The 20,441-nt window shown below is 62.0% G+C and carries 11 protein-coding genes and 4 pseudogenes; 11 read left to right on the plus strand and 4 right to left on the minus strand.

All coding sequences use genetic code 11. The annotated features are described in order from the left end of the window. Window positions 1–93: 93 nt before the first annotated feature. Window positions 94–729: pseudogene (locus tag LCM4576_RS37230) on the plus strand (tyrosine-type recombinase/integrase); the annotation flags it as partial. A 111-nt stretch (window positions 730–840) separates the two neighbouring features. Here LCM4576_RS37230 and LCM4576_RS22600 read toward each other — a convergent pair. Further along, window positions 841–1,092: pseudogene (locus LCM4576_RS22600) on the minus strand (IS110 family transposase); the annotation flags it as partial. A gap of 73 nt (window positions 1,093–1,165) precedes the next feature. On the opposite strand from LCM4576_RS22600, the pseudogene LCM4576_RS22605 reads away from it, so the two are divergent. Continuing rightward, a pseudogene (locus LCM4576_RS22605) lies at window positions 1,166–1,768 on the plus strand (IS630 family transposase); the annotation flags it as partial. Window positions 1,769–2,059: 291 nt separating this feature from the next. On the opposite strand, the gene LCM4576_RS37235 reads toward LCM4576_RS22605, so the two are convergent. Both LCM4576_RS37235 and LCM4576_RS37765 read right to left on the minus strand, forming a co-directional pair. Next, the gene (locus tag LCM4576_RS37235) at window positions 2,060–2,200 is read right to left on the minus strand and encodes a hypothetical protein (RefSeq protein WP_244510875.1); all 141 of its coding nucleotides are present in this window, start codon (window positions 2,198–2,200) and stop codon (window positions 2,060–2,062) included. A gap of 217 nt (window positions 2,201–2,417) precedes the next feature. Continuing rightward, window positions 2,418–2,531 (minus strand): annotated as a pseudogene (locus LCM4576_RS37765) (transcriptional regulator domain-containing protein); the annotation flags it as partial. Window positions 2,532–3,802: 1,271 nt separating this feature from the next. On the opposite strand from LCM4576_RS37765, the gene LCM4576_RS22615 reads away from it, so the two are divergent. From LCM4576_RS22615 to LCM4576_RS22645, 7 genes are all read left to right on the plus strand, one after another. Beyond that, on the plus strand, window positions 3,803–4,600 hold the full coding sequence (locus LCM4576_RS22615) for a glycosyl hydrolase (protein WP_071034731.1): 798 nt from the start codon (window positions 3,803–3,805) through the stop codon (window positions 4,598–4,600). 383 nt (window positions 4,601–4,983) lie between these two features. After that, window positions 4,984–6,570, plus strand: a complete 1,587-nt coding sequence (locus LCM4576_RS22620; RefSeq protein WP_244510876.1) for a TIGR02677 family protein — start codon at window positions 4,984–4,986, stop codon at window positions 6,568–6,570. Continuing rightward, a complete protein-coding gene (locus LCM4576_RS22625) occupies window positions 6,567–7,859 on the plus strand; it encodes a TIGR02678 family protein (protein ID WP_071034733.1) in 1,293 nt (430 codons plus the stop codon). The genes LCM4576_RS22620 and LCM4576_RS22625 overlap by 4 nt, the downstream gene beginning before the upstream one ends. Then, window positions 7,856–12,034, plus strand: coding sequence for a TIGR02680 family protein (locus LCM4576_RS22630; protein ID WP_071034734.1), 4,179 nt, complete (start codon window positions 7,856–7,858; stop codon window positions 12,032–12,034). The genes LCM4576_RS22625 and LCM4576_RS22630 overlap by 4 nt, the downstream gene beginning before the upstream one ends. Then, the gene (locus tag LCM4576_RS22635) at window positions 12,031–13,317 is read left to right on the plus strand and encodes a TIGR02679 family protein (RefSeq protein ID WP_071034735.1); all 1,287 of its coding nucleotides are present in this window, start codon (window positions 12,031–12,033) and stop codon (window positions 13,315–13,317) included. The genes LCM4576_RS22630 and LCM4576_RS22635 overlap by 4 nt, the downstream gene beginning before the upstream one ends. Before the next feature lie 426 nt (window positions 13,318–13,743). Beyond that, a complete protein-coding gene (locus LCM4576_RS22640; protein WP_071034747.1) occupies window positions 13,744–14,652 on the plus strand; it encodes a DNA-processing protein DprA in 909 nt (302 codons plus the stop codon). Next, entirely contained in the window at window positions 14,645–15,346 is a 702-nt protein-coding gene (locus LCM4576_RS22645; protein WP_071034736.1) for a hypothetical protein, read from the plus strand. The genes LCM4576_RS22640 and LCM4576_RS22645 overlap by 8 nt, the downstream gene beginning before the upstream one ends. Before the next feature lie 204 nt (window positions 15,347–15,550). On the opposite strand, the gene LCM4576_RS22650 is transcribed toward LCM4576_RS22645, so the two are convergent. Next, window positions 15,551–19,003 (minus strand): molybdopterin-dependent oxidoreductase, encoded by a 3,453-nt coding sequence (locus tag LCM4576_RS22650; RefSeq protein WP_244510877.1) that lies wholly within the window; start codon window positions 19,001–19,003, stop codon window positions 15,551–15,553. A gap of 415 nt (window positions 19,004–19,418) precedes the next feature. On the opposite strand from LCM4576_RS22650, the gene LCM4576_RS37240 reads away from it, so the two are divergent. Both LCM4576_RS37240 and LCM4576_RS22660 read left to right on the plus strand, forming a co-directional pair. Then, window positions 19,419–19,709, plus strand: coding sequence for a hypothetical protein (locus LCM4576_RS37240; RefSeq protein ID WP_244510878.1), 291 nt, complete (start codon window positions 19,419–19,421; stop codon window positions 19,707–19,709). Continuing rightward, window positions 19,696–20,376 carry a cupin domain-containing protein gene (locus tag LCM4576_RS22660; RefSeq protein ID WP_071034737.1) on the plus strand — a complete coding sequence of 227 codons (681 nt, stop codon included), beginning with the start codon at window positions 19,696–19,698 and terminating at the stop codon, window positions 20,374–20,376. Before LCM4576_RS37240 ends, LCM4576_RS22660 begins: the two co-directional genes overlap by 14 nt. Window positions 20,377–20,441 lie beyond the last annotated feature (65 nt).

Below are 20,441 nucleotides of genomic sequence, written 5' to 3' on the forward strand. Positions count from 1 at the left end.
GGTGCTGCGCAGTAGTGAACCGGCAGGAGATGCAGGTGGAGAATGATGCGTCACTTTATTGTGCCGAGCCCGATATCGTCGGGCCCGGGTCGCATGAAGCGCGTCTTTACGAAAATCCTTCGTCACCGCGACCCGTCGATACCTGTGAGGCGACYGGACCCGAGACCGAGGAAGGAGGCCGCCAAGCAATGGCGAAAGCCTCATATCTACTCGCCTGCCGACGTGCGGCGGATGCTCGAGGTTGYCCGCACCTATCCGTCTCCACGGGTGCCGCTTCGGCCGCTGAGCATGTACACGATGCTGCTGCTGGCCTATTGCGCAGGCTTGCGGCGTGGCGAACTTGCCCGTCTCGATCTTGGTGACGTTGACCTGCAGGACGGTACGATAACCATCCGGCAGACCAAGTTCTTCAAGACCCGGATCCTGCCGTTACCCGACAGCGTTGTAGTCGAGCTTCGGGCCTACATCGATGCGCGGCGGCGTGCCGGTGGATCACAGGACACGCGCTCCGGCCTGTTCTGGCACGAGCGAGGCGATGGCCATTACACGCCGGAAATGATCACCTGGTTGCTCGGTCATGTCAGCCTMGACACGACCAACCACTATGCCAGGGCCAATCTGGAAACGAAGCGGAAAGCCCTGGAAAAGGTCACCGTTCCAGCCATACCCGGCGGCCAGCCATCCTGGAAGCGCGATGCCAGCGTGCTCGCCTGGCTCGACACGCTCTGAAATAATGCAAAGCAAGCCGATCCGAAAACGGCGAAAATCCACCGATCAGGCAGCACTCCTCCGCATTATGGGGACCTCGTGATTAGTGAAGTTATGGCGAGGTGAGCATAACTTGACATAGGGACGCACATATTCCGGCGACATCAGTCGGACCTCGTGCCCCTGTTCGGCCAAAAGYCGCCCCAGATGATGCGCACCACAGCATGCTTCCATCGCAATCGTGCAAGGCGCCAGCTTCGAGGCGAAGCTCACAATCGTCTTCGGCTGCATGCGGCGGCGAAGTACCACTTTCCCGGTCGTGTCTAGTTCCGCAACGCTGCAGCTGTTCTTGCCAAGGTCAATTCCCAGCATCATGATCGTCATGGCTCGTCCTTCTCCGTTTCCAAACACCGGCATCCTAGCGCGATGCCTCAAAGGAGGGCGGGCCATTCCATAAAAGTCCGCACATGCACTGGAGCAGGATCGTCCCGATATCCTGAGACGCCGGCGCGCCTGGTTCGACGGCCAGCTCGATYTCGACCCAGCGAAGCTCGTCTTCATCGACGAGACCGGCCTCTCGACCAAGATGGCGCGTCTGCGCGGACGAGCACTGTGCGGCGAACGCTGCCGGGCCGGCGTGCCGCATGGTCATTGGAAGACCACCACCTTCACGGGCGCGCTGCGGCTGATCGGCATGACCGCGCCATTCGTCTACGACGGTGCCATGAACGGCAACTTGTTCCTTGCCTATGTCGAGCAGGTGCTGGTCCCGACATTGTCGCCCGGTGACGTCGTCATCATGGACAACTTGCCCGCCCACAAAGCCGCTGGCGTGCGGCACGCAATTGAGACCGCCGGTGCGAGGCTGATGTTCCTCCCGCCCTACAGCCCCGACTTCAACCCCATCGAGAACGCCTTCGCCAAGCTCAAGGCGCTGTTGCGCGCCAAGGCCGAGCGGACCATCGCCGCCCTGTGGAACACAGTCGGCGCCGTTGTCGATCTTTTCACGCCCGCAGAATGCGCCAACTACTTCAGGGCCGCTGGATATGACCCCGATTAAATCGGACGTGCTCTAGCCGAGGAAGTCGGCATAGCCGCCGTACATGAAGACATGACCGCGGCGAACGGTGCGGCGGATGCGGTCGCGCAGATGATCGGCGGGGGCGACCCCAGTCGGCGCGCACCTGCGGCTCGCCGAGCAGTGCCGCGGCAATGTCGCAGTAGAAGGTCTGCGTAAGCGAGCCGTCAAGCGCACGCATCACTAAGCGCAGGCGCCGGYCGCCGCTTCGGGCGGGAACAGTCTCGGCGGCAAGCCGACCTGCGTAAGCAAACTTTCGAGGCATTCGAGGGGCTAAAGGCGGCGCTTCGCCTGCCCGGCGGGCCAGATCTCCTCGGTGCGCAGCAGGACGGGACCGACAAGGTCCGCACCTGAAACGGCAAGCTGCAGCTGCCGGCCGGCATATTGCAGCAAAAGGTGCTGAGCTGTCGGCAAGCCTCAACATGCTCGCGCGGCATGGCAGCCTGGCCGGATCGAAGGCCGGCATCGCCGGCGGTGCCGGCAGCGGTTCGGCAATGACCGGCAAGACATGCGGGCACCGGCGCGGACACCAGAACACCGCCGCATCCCGGTACAGAGAGCTGGCGAAACACAAGCGCCCACCGCGAGGTCGGCGGCCGAGGCGATAACGTCGAGCGCTTGGCCGGCTTGCAGTTGCCTGACCTGCGGCAAGGCGCGGGGCGAGGTCATCTTGGAAGGCCGAGTTGCGCCGCAGGAACTCCCAGGCCCGGCCGCGCCGCGTCAGATGAAGACTGTAGTCGTAGGAGCGTTCGTCGCGCTAGTCCGGCCAGCCGACGGTCCCATGGGTCAGCCTCAAGATCCGTCTCTGCCGGAAGCCCGGAGATCAGGCATCGTCCGAGCCCGCACTGGCGCCCACAGCACCGGTCCGGCGAGACCGCCGTTGCGGCGGACGAAATCGAGGCTGTTTCCCGCAAAGCCTGGAAAACGGAACGCACCTCGTCCCTTTCAGGCTTTGCCGCAATCCCGGCCGCAGGACCCGCTCCGAAGCAACATCGGGGCCTGGCGCGATAGAGTCGATGTTTCTTGGTCCAGTTCCTTTTCGGGCAAGGGTCTTCATGCCTTTTTCTGGCAGGCTGCGGAAAGTCTTTAGCCCTCGGTTGGGTATTTTTGGTCCGCTTGTCACAATCCTCGCGGTCACCGGCTGGTAGAATGACACTCACGAGGCTGGACGACCGGCAATGAGTTTCGTGCAGCTCGGCGCGATAGAAAGCCGGGCCTAGCGTTCAAGCGCTGACGCCGTGACAAGTGACCAACAGAAAACAGTTCTCCAGAGGAAATGCACTGACTTGGCGATCGGGAGGGATCGACGGACTGAACGAGGACGAGGACAAATGGTGCGGCCTGGAGAACACTCCGCGATTGTACGCGTGCAAAAATGGCGGGCAGGTCCTGGCATAGTACCACCGCTGCGGTGTTTTCGCGGTGGCAAATTCGATCTTCGAAGGCCGCCAKACGAACTGCACAGCAGATGAGAGCCTGCTCGAAGCGTGAGCTGTTCGGGATCGCAATTGCATGCCTGCCTTGCGGGCGGGAGCACGTTTCAGTATGCGTCGCTGGGGAATTCTGGCCCTGCTCTCCACCTGTCTGAACGGCGTCTCGCGTTCCGGTGCGGCGTACATGGGCAATACGCTCCTGCTGAGGAACTGCTTCCATATACATTGAGGGACAGAAATCAGCCCCCTGGCCAATCCCTTTTCATGCGTGCACACACCTCAGCAGAGGTGGAGGATGAAAAAGTGCGTCCGGCGGGCCTCCTGGCCGGCGCCGACGCATAGCCGATCGCGGCGGGAAAGCTGTTGAACGACCGCGTCGTGCCGTTCTCTGATGAGCATAGCATACCACTGAGCCAAATGCTGGGGGACGGTTCGGCAGAAGACTCGTCAGCTTCTCGAAAGTTAAGCTCCCTAGCATTCGAACTTGGTCTCCAGATGCGAATGTCTCAACTGGTGAAGAACCCAGGTACTCGCCAGACGGATCGGTACGAGATCGTTGTTCCTGTAACAGAAGGAGAGCTTCATGGATTCCACTCGGATAAACGGCATCGGATCTCTGCCCTCCCCGGCGAGGTACATCGACAGACAAGATGATGATCTATTTAAGCAAGCTTTGAACCAAGCCAGGTCACCGACTCTCGCACTTGTGTCGGCAAACGCTCCGATCTGGAGGTCGAGCGCTCCATACGAAGACTTTTCACATGGCGGCTATTCCTGGAACAATGATATCTGGGGGGGAAAGGGCGCTGGCCCTCAGACAATTTCGGTGTATGCAGACAACCAGTGGAGCGTTTGGTCGAACCAGCCTGATACTGGAGGTATCAAGAGCTATCCCCACCAGGCTTTCAATGTCGGGAAATCGCTCAGTTCAATTAAAACTCTGACTGGGAGCTTCAACCAGGATGTTCCTTCTGGCGGCGCCTGGGACACCGCCTACGACATCTGGGACAGCTCACATCAAAATGAGATAATGCTCTGGACAAACCACACCGGAAATCCAGACGGCAGCGGCAACGTTAAGCCGATCTCAAGTCAATATGACCCTTCCGGTGCGGCGATCCCGGTCTTCAGCAATGTCAATGTAGGCGGGGCGAATTGGAATGTGTTTGAAGGCTCCAATGGCCAAAGGGTAATCTCGCTGGTACGCACGTCGAAGACCGACAGCGGGACTGTGGACATCAAGGCTGTCCTGGAATGGCTCAAATCTAAGGGTTACTTTGGCGACATAAATGTCGGCAGCATTCAATACGGTGTCGAGATTACCGGGTCTCCCGGGGGAGCGAACTTCAATTTCAAAAACTGCTCCGTGACTTCGACGTGACGCATATACGGGCCGCGGATCGCCCGAAAGGGATGTCGGCCAAGTATGTCGGCCGTCCCATCGCCTGTACCATCCAGAGGACGTCCTGATCGAAGGCTATGACTATCTGGCATCATGGATAAGCCGTGGCCGATGTCGATCGCCGCCGTCAACGCCGTCACTCGCTCGTTTGCGGAATTGCTGGCCACGGGCGACTACCATGCGCCGGGCTTCATCAGCGTCTTTTTGGGGACGGGTGCGTTCAGATCCAGGCATCGCCCCCTGAGGTCGACCTGCCAGACACCGACCTCGTCAATTTCAGGGACATACTTTTTGGGTGCGCCGACCGGAGCTGCTGGCGCGCCGCCCAGACAAGGACTTTGTCCATGTGTGGAAAAAACGTCGTGGTGCTTGACGATCATCCAGAACAAAGCAAAAACACTCATGGTAGCTTAGAGGCAGCGATCTCCATGCAATTTGCGAGCGACTCAGCCGAGCTGTTCCGGCACCTGAATGCAGACAAAGCTACGCTCTACCGCTGCATCATGGACGTCTTCGCCGCAGCGAAACGGCAATATCGCCTTCAATTGAGACCAGACGAGGTGCTCGCGGAAGGCCGATGGCCSAACGGATCGCCACGCATCGAGGAAATAAACGCCGCCCTGGCCCAGTTGGCGGAATGGGGCAATCTGGAATCGCACCCGGACACCGCGCGCGTGTCCAGTCTCAGCGATTTTTATCGCGCGCGGTTTCTCTACCGTCTGTCGCAGGGCGGCGAGGCGGTGGAATCGGCATTGGCGGTCTTCGTGGAGACGTTGCAGCGACGTGCCGAATTGCAGACGGTGGCGCTCGAAGACATAGCGAGCCGGCTGTTGGCGCTTGAAGCCCTGGCCGCCGAATCCGAGCCGGACGTGGCCAAGATCCATGAGACGCTGCGGGATCTGGTACGCGTGTTCGAGGGTTTGGCCGAAAACGCGCAGGCATTCATGGCCGGCGTCGCCCGCAGCATCGAGTTGCAGCAAGCTGAGGCGAGCGCGGTCGCAAACTGCAAGAAGCGGCTGATCGATTACCTGGAGCGCTTCATGGGCGATCTGGTGCGCCRCTCCGACACCATCGCCCGCCTCATCCTCGCCTTGGAGCCAAGGGTGGACGCCCTGTTGGGTCAGGTGGCAGAGCGCGAATCGCGCGACGCCGCTCCTGGCAGTGCGCAGGATCAGGCCAATGCGCAAGACCTTTACCTGCAAGGCTGGCGGGAACGCTGGAAAGGACTACGCGGCTGGTTTCTCAGCACTGGCCACGAGCTGCCGCAAGCCGAATTGCTGCGAGCGCGAGCGCGCTCGGCAATCCCGCAACTGCTGGCGGCGATTGCTGCCCTCAATGAGCGGCGCAGCGGCCGCAGCGATCGCTCGGCCGACTTCCGCATGCTCGCTGGCTGGTTCGCCGCTTGCACCAATGATGGCGAGGCGCACCGTCTCGCGCGCGCCGCCTTCGCGCTCAATCCGGCACGGCATTTCTCGCTGAACGCCGATGCCGACGCTGCACTTCCGGCCAGTACCTCTTGGGCTGACGCCAAGCCGCTCAGAATCCATCCGCGCTTGCGCGAATACGGGGAGGCCGCGCCGCGCGGACCGTTGCCGCGGGTGCGCGACCGCGCCGAGGATCGCGCTTTCCTGGCGCTTCAGATCGCGGAGGAATCGCTGCAGGTCGAGGCGGCACGCAAGCGCCTCGCCACCGGCCAAACGGCGCGCCTTTCCGAGTTGGGTGAACTCGACACTCCTTCCTTTGGCCTTTTCTTGGGGCTACTCGGAGAAGCGCTGAGYGAACAGGCCGGGCCGGAGATGGCCGTGGAACGGCAGACCGGAGACGGCTTGCTACACATTCACCTGAAGCCGCTTGCGGCCGACAGCTATGCCCGCATCGATACGCCGCGAGGCGTGTTCRCCGGGCGCGACCACATTATCACCATCACGCCCCTGCGAGGCGCCTTGTGAAAGCGGTTCGCGACAATCGTGGGGATGTCCGCAGCATCAGTCTGCAGCAGCAGCGTTTCCAGCGCGAGGAGTTTCGTGCCTGYCTGCGCGCGCTGCTGATGACGCCGTTGATGAGCCCGGCACATGAGGATTTCGCCGCCGTGCGCCGTCAGGCCGAAGCTTTGCGGGAATGGTTTTCGCGCGAGACGGGCTGGACGCTGCAGGTCGAGCGCGAGGGCGCGCGCCTCTTCAAGCATCCCGGAACTGTGAGCGACGCCACGCGCGGCCTGCCCGGCTATGATCGTCGCCGCTACGTGCTACTGTGCCTTGCCTGCGCTGCGCTTGAGCGCGCCGACCCGCAAATCACGCTGCGCCTGCTGGGCGAGAGGCTGCTGGAGCTCGCCGCCGAGCCGGGGCTCGACTTCACCTTCACGCTCGAGGCCCAGCATGAGCGGCGCGAACTCGTATGGGTATGCCGCACCCTGCTGGGGCTGGGAGTGCTTCATCGTGTGGCCGGCGACGAGGAAACATTCGTACAAGCCCGAGGCGAGCAGGCCGATGCGCTCTATGACGTGCAGCGCCGTATGCTCGCCGGTATGCTTGCAGCCGTGCGCGGCCCGTCGACGTGGATGCCGCAAGAGGCCCCGGCTACGCTCGAGGAACGGCTGCGTGCGCTGGTGGACGGGCATGTAGCGGACAGCGACGAAGGCCGCCGCACGGCTCTGCGCCACCAGCTCGCGCGCCGACTTCTCGACGATCCGGTAGTCTATATCGAGACGTTGGATCCAGAAGTCCGAGCCTATTTCCTCAATCAGCGCGGAACCATGGCCGCCCGCCTCGGCGACGCCGCCGGCCTCGTTGCCGAGCAGCGCGCCGAGGGGCTGGCGCTGGTCGATGAGACGGGATTTTTGACCGACGTTGCCATGCCCGCCGAAGGCACGGACGCGCATGTGACGTTGCTTGTCGCCGAGCATCTGGCCGCAGGCCAACGGCAGCGAAAATCGAATGGCGCCGAGCTAGCGCCGGAACCCGTCCGGGGCTTCCGCGAACACGATATTGCCGATTTCCTGCGCGAAGCCAGAACACGCTACGGTCGCTACTGGCGCAAGTCGGCACGCGAGCCAGGCGCCGAACGCGAGCTCGCCGCCATCGCAATCGAACGACTGGAAAAGCTACAGCTCGCATTGTTGAAAGACGGCACCGTCTATCCGCTCCCTGCGCTCGCCCGCTTCGCGTTGGGCGAGGCRCAAATCCGCGAAACCCGCGACGTGCCGGCCGTTGCCGTCGGTCCCCTCTTCCGATTGACATGAACGACCGCCTTGTCCTGATCGCCGCGCAGCCGGGGAAGGCCGTTTTGCCGGTGCCGACACGGGAACGCTGGCAGCCCCTGCGCCTCGGCCTGGTGGAGCTGTTTCACTACGACAGCGAGGAATTCTGGTTCCGCGACGGCCATCTGCTGCTGCGCGGCAACAACGGCACCGGTAAGTCCAAAGTGCTGTCGCTGACGCTGCCGCTGCTTCTCGATGCGCAGCTCAAGCCCTCGCGCATCGAGCCCGACGGGGACGGTGGCAAGAAGATGGCTTGGAACCTGCTGATGAACAGCTACGACCGGCGCATCGGCTATGCGTGGATCGAGTTCGGCCGCATCGCCGAAGACGGTGCGCCGCGCTATCTGTCGCTCGGYGTCGGCCTGTCAGCGACGGCTGCCCGTCCGCAGGTCGACAGCTGGTTCTTCCTGATCGAGGACGCGGACGATGYGCCGCGCATCAGCCAGGATTTGTGGCTGACGAGCGCCCAACGGGTGGTGCTGACCAGGGAACGTCTGCGCGATACCCTCGAAGGTCGCGGCCAGCTGTTCGACACCGCCGCCAGTTACCGCCGTGCCGTCGACGAGCGCCTTTTCCATCTGGGCACCAGGCGCTACGACGCGTTGATGGATACGCTGATCCAGCTTCGCCAGCCGCAACTCTCCAGAAAGCCAGACGAAACCGCCCTTTCGAACGCCTTGACCGAGGCTCTGCCGCCGCTCGCGCCCGAACTGCTCGGCGATGTCGCCGAGGCGCTGGGCCAGTTGGAGGAGGACCGCCGTCAGCTCGAGGAGTATCAAGCGCTGGCCAGGGCTGTCGGCCGCTTCGAAGAGCGCTATCGCGCCTATGCCGGCACGCAGACCCGCCGACAGGCGCGGTTGCTGCGCCAGGCGCAGACGGAGTTCGACAATGCCAGCCGCGCGCGCGGTGAAGCCCAGGCCCGTTTCGATGAAGCACGAGCGCAGGAAGCGCTTGCCCGAACCGCCCACCAGGATGCCGAGATCGATCTCGCGCGCGGGCGCGCGCGGCTCGATACATTACGCTCCGACCCCACGATGCAGGATGCCAACCGCCTTGAAGGCGCGCAGAAGGAGGCTGCGGCGCGCCGGCAAGCAATGCGCAAGGCAGCCGAGGCGCTCGAGGAGGCGACCCGGCGACTAGGGCTCAGCACCGAGGAAACGGAACGCGCGGCCCGGCGCATGGAACAGGCGGAAAGTGTTTTGACTGATCTGCGCCGGCAAAGCGCGGCCCACGCAGATGCGAGCGGCATTGCCGCCCAGGATGGCGAAAGCCCGCTTGCCGTATCCCAAGCGCCCGAACTGGTCGAACTGACGCGGCAGGCCTTCGACAAGGCATGCGCCGGACTTCGCAGCCTTGTTGACAGCCGGCGCGAGCAGATTGGCGTGCTGCGCCGCCGCCAGGCCGAAGTCGCACAGGCCGAGGCGATCTATGCGCGCCGGTGTGAAATTCAGGACGAACGGCGACTCGAGGCCGAAGAAGCCGCCGGGCGCCGCACACAAGCCGATGCCGAGGTCGAACGAGAAGGCCGGAGCCTGGTGGAAAGTTGGGATGGCCATTTCATCGGGTTGAAGCAATTGCATGTCGACCCCGACGACAGGTTCTCGGCCCTGGCTGCCCTAGCGGAATGGGCGGTAGCGTTGCAGGGCGATGATCCTGCCCGGCACCTCCTGCAATCGGCGCATCAACATGCCAGCCATGCGCTCACACAGCGTCGCGTGGAGATCGATAACCAGTGTCAGGCACTGGCGAGCGAAAACGAAAGGCTTAGCGAAGAAGGCGAGCGTTTGGAGGCTGGTGCAGATATCGCGCCGCCCCTGCCCTAYACGCGCGGTACATCCGTTCGGGAAAACCGTCAGGGTGCGCCATTGTGGCAGGTGGTGGACTTTCGCGATAAGACGACGGCCACGCAGCGCGCGGGTCTCGAAGCGGCGCTCGAAGCCGCCGGGCTGCTCGATGCCTGGATATCGCCGGACGGCCGCCTTCAGGCTGGCGACGACGRCAGGCCGCTGCTCGACGTGCAAGTGCTTGAGCGGCAAAACCGCTCACAGTCACTTGCCGACTGGCTGCATGTCACCGTGCCGGCCGGCTGCGATATGCCGGATGACGTCGTCGGGCGAGTGCTGTCCAGCATCGCCTGCGCGGATGACGATCCCGTCGACAGCGAGGCCTGGATTGCTCCGGACGGCCGTTTTCGCCTCGGCAGCCTATGCGGCGCCTGGGGCAAGCCGGTGGCGGTCTTTATCRGACATGTCGCCCGCGCCACAGCCCGCACGCGTCGGCTGGCCGAGATTTCGGAGCGCCTCGCGGAGCTTTCAGCCGAACTGGCCGCCGCGCAAGCCATGGCCGCACAGCTCGCGCTGGATCGTGAACAGGCCGATGAAGAATTGCGCCGGGCGCCCGCCGACGAGGCACTGCGCAGCGTTCACCTGGCGGCCGCCGCCTCGACCCGCCAAGCCCGGCTTGCCGGCGAACGGCTCGCTGATGCCGACATTCAGTGCGTCGTTGCCGAAAAGGCGCTCAAGGCCGTTCGTGAACAGCTCGCGGCTGACGCCGCGGACCTGCGCCTGCCGGAATCGCCCGACGCATTGCGCATTCTCGAGACAGCGCTGCAGCACTATCGCGATGCGCAGGTCCGGCTCGAGCAAGCCGTCCACGAGCTGCGTCTGGCTATGCCGGAATGGCAGCGCCAGCGGATCCGCGAGGACGAGGCGCGCGGCGACATGCGGCAGCGTGAAGAGGACCTCGCGGCTGCCCGCATTGAAGCAGAAGACGCGTTCGCCCGGTTCGACGTGTTGCGGGACACGGTTGGCACCAAAGTCGAGGAATTGCAGCGGCAGTTGTCCGATGCCCGTATTGCGGTCGAATCGGGCGAAACCGCGTCGAAGTTAGCCAACGAGGTGCTGCGCGACAAGGGCGAGGCGCGAGCAGTCGCTAGCCAGCAGGTCGAGACGGCAAACGTCAATCTTCTGCAGCGCGGCGAAGCCCGCGCCCAGGCAATATTGAAACTTCAGCAATTCGCGGACACCGGTCTATTGTCAGCCGCGCTGCCGGATATCGATCTGCCCGACATGGATGGCCTGTGGACAATCGACCCCGCCCTGACGCTGGCTCGGCGGGCGGAACAGGGACTGTCCGGTCTCAAGGACGACGACGAGGCATGGGCACGCGTACAGCGCCAGATATCGGAAGAACTCACCGAATTGCAGCGCGCACTTGGCGCGCTCGGCCACCAGGTCCAGGCCGACCAGAACGACTGGGGCTTCAGCGTGAACATCATCTATCAGAATCGGCGCGAACGGCCGGACCGCCTCGCCATGCGGCTAGCCGAAGAGATTGCCCAGCGCAGCGAACTGCTCACTGCCAATGAGCGGGCCGTTTTAGAGAACCATCTGCAGGCCGAGATCGCGTCGGAAATCCAGCGCCTTCTGCAGGCCGCCGAACGGCAGGTCGACGCCATTAACCGGGAACTGCACAAGCGTCCCACCTCCACAGGCGTGCGCTACCGCCTAGTATGGCAGCCGCTGGCCGAGGAGGAAGGCGCCCCCATTGGTCTGGACCTGGCGCGCAAGCGCCTGCTCAACACCAGCTCCGATCTCTGGTCGGTGGACGACCGCAGCGTCGTGGGCGCCATGCTGCAGCAACGCATCTCCGCCGAGCGGGAGCGCGCCGATTCGATCGACGCAAGAGATGCCGGCGGCACCCTGCTCGATCAGCTCGCCCGCGCACTCGACTATCGCCACTGGCATCGCTTCCGCGTCGAACGCTGGCAGGAGGGGCATTGGGGCAAGCTTTCCGGCCCCGCGTCGAGCGGCGAGCGGGCGCTCGGCCTCACGGTGCCGCTGTTCGCCGCGGTCGCCAGCTTCTACAGTCAGGGCAGCTGTGCGCTCGCCCCACGGCTGATGCTGCTCGACGAAGCGTTTGCCGGCATCGACGACACCGCGCGTGCGCACTGCATGGGACTGATCCGCGAGTTCGACCTCGACTTTGTCATCACCAGCGAGCGCGAGTGGGCATGTTATGCCGAGCTGCCCGGCGTCGCCATATGTCAATTGCAGCGACGCGAAGGGATCGATGCCGTATTCGTCTCGCGGTGGACCTGGGACGGCAGAGACAAGACGCTTCAGGCCGATCCCGATCGGCGATTTGCGCCGGCATGAGCGGCCAGCCCGACGTCCCCCTTCAACGCCTGCTCGGCGGCGATCATCTCGCTTCGTTGCGCAGGCGATTGCGCCAACGCTTCGAGCGCGCTCCACTCGAGACCATTGATCACATTCGCATTGACGAACTCGGCGTCGAGGAACACGCGGCGCTGGCCGGCCTGCTCGGGCGCGCGCCGCGCCACTCGAAATCCTTGCGCATCGACGTTCACGCCGTCGATGCCGCTTTGCAACACGCTGGTATCGCCAGTTCCTTGCGAGATGCTCTGGAAAAACTCGACGGTCCCATCATTCATCTCGCCGGAGCCCGCCTGCGGACGCAGACGCTTTGGACGGGCGTGATCGAAGGCTGCGGCGATTCGCGCCTGGCCAGCTTGCTGCGGACCCCGACGGGCATCGGCCTCATCAAGCGGCTCGCCCGACAGGATCCGGAAGCGGCAGCGCAGCTGTGCCACCGAGCCGAAGAGGTACTGCGGCGTCTGCCCGCTGAGGGCATTACGCGCTCGCAACTCGCCGCCGACGTGTTGGGCGACGCCCATGCGCTCGACAATGGCCGGGGGACGGCGGCGCTTGTGCTGGCAGTCTGGYGTCAGGGCACCTCGCCCATTGCGGACGAGGGCAGCGAAACACTGACCGAACCGAAAGACGATCCCGATGCGCAACTGGCCGGGGGTGGGCAGCGGGCCCGCGACATCTGGGCAAGGGCGGGCGTTCTGGTCAACGAACTGGCTCGTCCGGCCCTGTTCCTTAACCTGCCGGTGCGCGAGGCCGAAAGCGACCGCTGGCTTCCGGGAGAGCCGGCCTATGCATCGCTGCGGTCGTTGTTGCGCTTGCCGCCTCTATGGAATGTGGCGGATCGCAAGATCCATGTCTGCGAAAATCCAAACCTGCTCGCTATCGCGGCCGATAGCCTGGGCGCCGGCTGCGCGCCCCTGGTCTGCACCGACGGCATGCCAGCGGCCGCGCAACGAAGTCTCCTGTCCCAGCTGGCGCACGCCGGGGCGAGACTCTGCTATCATGGCGATTTCGACTGGCCGGGATTGCGCATCGGCAACTTCGTCATGCGCGACCACGGCGCCGAGCCGTGGCGCTTTGGCGCCATCGACTACCTCGCCGCAGTGCGGACGCAATCTGACATGACCCACCCACTTGGAGGGAAAGCGGTCGAGGCATGCTGGGATGGGGCGCTGACGGCCGCAATGGAAGGCCATCGCGTGGCGATCGCGGAAGAGGCCGTGGCCGACTCCTTATTGGAGGATCTCGATATTGCAAGATCTCGATGATCGATAGGGTAGCCAGCGCATGCTCGCCGCGAGCGTGGGCGAGTACGACATACTTCAGCTGTCGAGAATGGAGCTGCGGAGCGAAAGGGCGGTGATGCTYTCCTGGAGAAGGCTGCGAGGATGAACGCGCCACACTTGGYACGTCGATTGGCGCTGCGAAACGCTCTTGACCAGGACTCGTCCTCGTCMGGCTCGCCGTAGCCAGGAGGTATTGGATGTGAAATCGGTCTTTATTCGGCTGCTCTTGTACGAGAGCCGTTGTAAACGTTGCGCGTTCAAGCTAGCTATGACCTTAGCTTTCGAACAAAGCATGAACAACTGCAGTTGATGGCGCCGCAAAAGGGGCCACCTTGAGGATCAGACGTTACACTCTTGAACCTGATTGAGATTTGGCCGAGGCTTTGTGAGCAGGAGAGAGAGGCGACAATGCATCTAGCGCGCAAAGAAAATTTCGGCCCGGCGGTCTCGCCAATTTCGCCGCGTCTCGAACTAGGTGCTTACGAGGCCCTCTGGCTTCGAAAGGGTGCAACCTTTAAGACGATAGCGGACAAGTTCGCTGGTGATCCGTCGGCGCTGCCTTCTGACTTTGTCAGCGTGGCCGAGGCGAACGATTGCGCTCGCCTGGTGTTTGCCGAGACGGTGAAGAAAGGTGTGGCTCCTTTTGGCGTGCGTATCCATCACGCTGGCGACTATCCGCAAAAGCTGCGTGACGCCAAATATCCCATCGAACTGCTTTATTTTCAAGGAATATGGGAGCTGACGGAAACGCGCTGCATTGCCATTGTCGGTGCTCGAGACGCCACCGATGAAGGAAAACAGCGCGCCAAGCAATTGGCGCGTGACCTGACGGCTCGCAAGCGCCCGGATGGGAAGGACGAWTTCACTATTGTCTCTGGCCTGGCTGCTGGTATCGACCGTGTCGCTCACGAGGCCGCCATCGCCAACGGAGGGCGCACTATTGCCGTGATCGGAACGCCGCTCGGCACCTACTATCCGAAAGAGAACCGCGATATGCAGGATCGTATCGCAAAGGAATTCTTGTTGATTTCGCAAATCCCATTCCTGCGATATGCGGCTCAAGCCGTCCCACAGAATCGGCTTTTCTTCCCGGAGCGCAACGTAACCATGAGCGCGCTGACCGAGGCGACGATTATTGTCGAGGCGAGCGATACATCAGGTACGCTTACGCAGGCACGCGCGGCCTTGTATCAAAAACGCAAGCTATTCATTCTTGACTCCTGCTTCCGGAAGGACCTGAGGTGGCCRCACGCCTACGAAGCGCAGGGTGCGGTCCGGGTGCGTTCAATGGAGGACATCTGGAGCCATCTTGACTAAGGTCCTCTTTCGCCAAATCGATGACAGCAATCGCGCCGATCATTCGAGACTGACGGCCGAAGACAACTGCCTTTTTCTATATGAGTTTACAGCCTTCGAGCACACCAACGGCCTTGGCTTCCGCTTTAGCGACACCAACCAACTGATCCACAATCTTAAGAAGAAGCCGTCCGAGCGCCTCACGAAGGGCGGCTGGAAATACAAAGGTATCGCCATCCAGAAATGCGCGATCGCCCTACGCCAGGCGATTAACCCGGCCTGGTTGGCAACTGGAACTATCGTGCCCGTCCCCTCGTCAAAGGCGCGAAGTCATGCGGACTATGACGACCGCCTGACGCAGATCGCCAACTCRCTAAGCGTGCCGCCGCCCGACGTGCGGGAGATCGTTAGGCACAATCATTCACACCCTGCCGCTCACGAGTCGAACGACCGCCCCACAGTCGAAGATCTACTTGCTTTCTATGAGATCGATGAGGCCGTGGCGAATAGCAAGCCGGTCACCTCAATCGCAATCTTCGACGACGTTCTGACCGCCGGCACGCATTATCGCGCGATGCAAACAAAACTTGCCGCACGTTTCAGCGGTGTCCCGATCTTTGGCATCTTCATCGCTCGACGAGCAATCCCGCCGTTCGACGCAGAGCAGTTCGCCAAACAGCTTAAAAGGCTGTTTGGCRAAATCGATGACGAGTAGTTGTTGATGGCCAGCTTTGGTGGCGATGCCTCAGCGCTCGGGGCGGTGGGCGTAGCCACTCCGTCAGATTGGAAATTAAAACGCATTTCGGGGCGCCAGGAGCAACCTGCCGGACGCGCAATAGGAATAGCGCGGAAACAGGACCGCAAGATGCCCGCAGTTCGAATCCAGGCAGCGAGGAACGGCGCCCGGCACTGCGGGGCATCAGGCCTCAAGAACGAGGTCGGATAGCGGCACAGCCTGGCAAGCCAGACACATGCCCTCCTCCAATTCCGGTTCCTCGATCAGGTGTCGGACACGGCCCTGCAAGACTCTGACTGCACAGCTTTCACATTGACCGACGCGGCAGCCGCTAGGCAGTTGCTCGCCATTCTTCTCAGCAAAGTCCAAAAGCACACCTGAGTCCGGTTGCCATCGCAATGTTCGGCCGGATCGGGAAAAGCGGATGTCGCACGCAACGGACTCACTGGTCGGCGGCCTGGCCGGCGCGCGGAACCGCTCCGAAAATATCTCGAACTTGGGCACCTTGCGCGCTAACAGGTCCCTGGTAACCTCATCCATCATCTCATTGCCGGCGCACAGATAAAACCGCGGCCTGCGCAGGAGCAAGCTTTCAGGTATGTCATCGACGGCGAACCTACCTCTTCGAGAATCTCCAACAGGCTCCGCGGGCCGACTTAGATAATTCGCGACATGGAGATTGCCCAGGCGGCGCGCATGATGGCAAAGACGTGCGTGGAAGGGCCGAGATTGGGCATCGCGGCAGGTATAGTAGAGGGTAACTTCGGGCTCGCCGGAGGCACCGGCCAGGCTTTCGAGGAGCGACAGAAAAGGCGTTATGCCGATGCCTGCCGCGATCAAAACCACGGGAAATTCGTTGAGGAGCGGCAAGATAAAGCGACCAGCCGGAGCCTTCAGAGAGATCACGTCACCCTCTTTGATGACGGATGTGACGTAGTCAGAAACTGGGCCGTCCAAGATTCGCCTGACCGCGATAGAGTAAGAATGCGGACTCTCGCTGCTGGCGCCGATCAAGGAATAGCAGCGCTCGTTTCCATCGAGCCTGATCGTCACATGCTGGCCAGGTTTGAACCCGGCCAGGGGCAGTCCGTCGACAGGTTTGAACTCGAGGGAAACGATCTCGTTTGCTTCGGCTCGCCGGCCAACAACCTGGAAATCGCGCACCGCCCGCTCGGAGGAACTCCGAACAAGCTGAATGCTGCAGGCAAGCGAACGCATTGGCAGCGAGCCGCTGATTGGGTCCYGGTCACGCTCCGGCACCAACGCGTTGTAGTTCGCCCCTTCACCGTCTGCTTCTAGACCATATCCCGGAAACCCCAGATCCGGCGCGGACTGCCACCAGCCATAGTCGCCAACCACGACGTCTGGGGCAAGGCCGTCATCCAGCGAAGCTTTCAAGATGATCGATCCAATGCGCGTCGAAACGCGCACCCGATCTCCCTGATCAATGCCGTAAGCTGCGGCCAGATCGGGATGCATTTCCACCAGCGGCTCCGGCCGTTTCCCTCTCAGGGACGACATGCCGCGGTCCTGGCTGTGGCGGAAGTAGCCGTTGCTGGCGGCCATCAGCACCAGGGGAAAAGACTGATCACCGCTGTCAGGAGAGGGCACGAATTCTGGAACTGGACCATAGCCGTGACGCAACAATTTCTCCGAATAGAGTTCGGCCCGGCCCGTTTCAGTCGGGAAGCCTTGCTCACGGTATTTTTGGTAGCGTCGCGCGATCGGGACCCTCACCCCTTGCGGGTTCGCGCGCAGCGTCTCGAGGTCCAAATTGAGCGKGGCGAGCTGATATTTCCAGGCAGCTTCGATGTCTCCATCAAAGAAGAGCTCRCCCAGTCCGAGCCTTTTCGCCAATTCGAAAACGATCCAGGCGTCTGATCGGGTGTCTCCTTGGCGGGGGACGATTTGTTGCCGCAACTGAACCAGTTCCTGTGCCTCGAAGGATATCTCGAAGCCTATTCGAAGCGCCTCGTATTCCCAGGGCGTTGAGACGGGAACCAGGATATCGGCATAATCCGAGGTTGGACTGTGGAACAAGTCGCAATGAACGTAGAAGTCCAGCTCTTGCAGCGCTTGCTTGCCGCGTCCGGGCGCGGGATGCGAGACAAGAAGATTGGTTCCGAATGTTACGAGCGCTTCTACTCCATAAGGTCGGCGATCGATGATGGCATCATAGAGGTCGGTGGAAGTGATCCAACCATTAAGCGGCGGTCCTAGCGGCCGATCGGCCAATCCCAGGGCCTTGGCGCGTTGCTCTTCCGGCATCAAAGCCATGCTGTGCAGGACCGGCGTCGGCAGTGGCGTTATCTGGATGTTTCCTCCCTGCACATCGAAGGATCCAGTAAGCGCATAAAGCGTGGCAATCGCCCGCTCGGTTTGAGTGGCGTTTCGATGCTGTCCGGTGCCGGTCCAGGTGTGGTAACTGATTTTCTTCGCAGACCCGAGCGCCTGCGCGAATGYCGCGAACGTCGTCGGTGCAACCCCAGTCAGTCGTTCCACGGTGTCCGGATCGAATGGCGCCACCGCATCGCGGTAGAGGTCAAAGGCTGTGCGGCACAAAACATTTCCGGTCTTGGTCGCGACGACATGGGACGCAGATAGTGCGRCCGACTTCTGTTTCAGCGCCGCTGGCAGCAATCCCTTGGTTTCGTCATCCCACACCAGGTAGTCTTGCTYACGTTTTGCCATGTCGTCGTGCAAGAGATCGCGCGAGCGCAGAAATCTGGCGTTGTCCGACCTGACGAGAAATGGAGCATTCGTCCAATCGCGCACGAAATCCTTATTGAACGCCGCGCGTTCAATAAGCTCTCTGGCGAGCCCCATGGCCAAAGCAGCGTCGGTCCCAGGYCGAACCCRCAACCAATGATCGRCTCGGCCGGCAAAGGCTGTGCGACGAGGGTCGATGACGGCAAGCTTCGCTCCCCGCGCCTGCGCGGCCGCGATAGCTTCCGCCTGGGCGAGCCAGACATTTGAAGGATTGTGTCCCCACAACAGAATAAGCTCGGAATTGGGATAGTCGGCGGCGGGGATTCCCGATCCGAAAGTGAAGGCGTGAGCGTAGTCTTTGTGCCAGTTGCAAATCTCCGCCGCGTAACAGAGGTTTGGACTGCCGAACCCGCGGATCAATCGCAGGATCCAATCGGTGCTGTCCGACAACGGGGATGACGATCCCGAGGTTACCGCGAAGGCGACGGACTCCGGACCGCCTCGGGCAACATGGCCCTTCAACCGATCAGCGATCTCATCGAGTGCTTCGTCCCAAGAGATCTCCACCCACTGCGGATCTGGGTCACTCTTCGGCGTCGTGCGCCGGAGCGGCGCCGTAAGACGCCTTGAATTGTGGACAACTTCCGGTGCCGACCGCCCCTTGAGGCAAATTGCCTTGCCGGTCAGATGATCAGGATTTGGCACCACCTTTTTGAGCCAGCCGTCTTCGACGATATTGATGGTGCCACACCGTGACTTACACAGCGTACAAAAACCGACTTTCTCTTCTATCATGGTAGGCGGGTCTCCGAACGTCGTGCGATCGTCGCTGGCAACAAGAGCAGGGCGAACCGCGGCTTCATGACCATCGCGTAGCGACAGTCCGATCTTTTCGAGCACAAAAATCAACGCGATCACCAAAGCCATCTGAACCGTCGCAGCGGCGRCAACGACCACCTGCTCTGCGCCGAACTGGATTTGGCTAAACACATGGTGTGGCCAATCCTGGCCCGACCAGGAAGAGTGTCGCGTTCACCTCTCCGAAGAAGACGACGAAAGCAAAGATCGCGCCGGCTGCGTCACATTTTTGGATACTGGGCAGAGTGACGAGCATGAAAGCACGAAATCGGTTCGCTCCGAGGTGCTTAAGTATTCTCATAAAGATAGGACTCCGCGAGGTGGCCGTCGGGCGCGGCGAGGATATCGCCGCGGATGCGAGCAAGCTCGGCGCCCATCGCTACATCGACGCCAACAAGTAAAACGCGGCCGACGCGCTGAACGGCATGGGCGGCGCGAAAGCTATCCTTACGACGATCGGCATTCAGCGGCCATCGGCGCGCTGGTGCATGCGCTTGCGCTGAAGGTGCTTCTGATCGTGCTCAGCGTCGCAAGGATCCGCTACCGGTCTCGGGGATATCTGGTGGGCGCCGAACGTGGCATTATCGGCTCGATTACGGGATCACCATTCGAAAACGAGAAGGCGCTGGATTTCAGCGTCCTGACGGGAGTGCGACCGATGATCGAAACCATGCCGCTGGAGCGAGCCGCGGAAGCGGCCCAAAAAATGAGGTCCGGCGACGTGAAGTTTCGGATAGTCCTGACGATGGGAGATCAATCCAATGCGCATCAATGATGATCTGACGAAGCCTGCAATCGTGCACGCTGCCAGGCTCGACTGGGTACAAAGTCCAGCCGCGGGCGTCGAGCGCCGCATGCTCTATCGCGTTGGCGGCGAAGTCGCTCGGGCGACTTCCATCGTTGGCTACGCTCCCGGAAGTGCCTTTCCGCGCCATGTCCATGCCGGCGGCGAAGAAGTTCTCGTGCTGGAGGGAATCTTCCAAGACGAGCATGGCGACTATCCGGCGGGAAGCTATTTCCGCAACCCGCCCGGAACCTCACATGTGCCTGCATCGAAGGAGGGATGCACGATCTTCGYCCGTCTTTGGCAGTTCCGGAAGGGTGACGACGTGCAGATCGTCCGCCGGCCCGGCGAGGGTGAAGCCGCATTGCTGCGCGAGGGTGYCAAAGAAGCGCGTGTCCTGTTCGACGACGGTGAGGAGCGAGTTTCAACCGAAGTATGGCGGCCCGGCTCCGCCATAAAGGTCGACAATCACCGTGGCCTCGAGTTCCTGGTGCTGTCCRGCGAGCTCGACGTTGGCGGCGAGCAACTGGAACCGCAAAGTTGGGGTCGCTTGCCTGCGGGCAAGCCGCTTGAGGCGACAACAGCAGCGAAGGGCGCGCAGATCTGGATCAAGGACGCCCCTCTTCAGCACGCTGACGTGTTGCCGATGCCAGGTTGATGGCCTGCGGCGGGGATGTTCATGCGCCGGAAGGTCACCGTTACGGCTGCATTTCGGAACTGAAT

Source organism: Mesorhizobium sp. LCM 4576, assembly GCF_001854815.1.
Classification (GTDB): Bacteria; Pseudomonadota; Alphaproteobacteria; order Rhizobiales; family Rhizobiaceae; genus Mesorhizobium; species Mesorhizobium plurifarium.

Bases quoted from the DNA above. Each gene is read 5' to 3' on its own strand.
- LCM4576_RS22615 (WP_071034731.1), top strand. From the start codon at position 3,803: ATGGATTCCACTCGGATAAACGGCATCGGATCTCTGCCCTCCCCGGCG.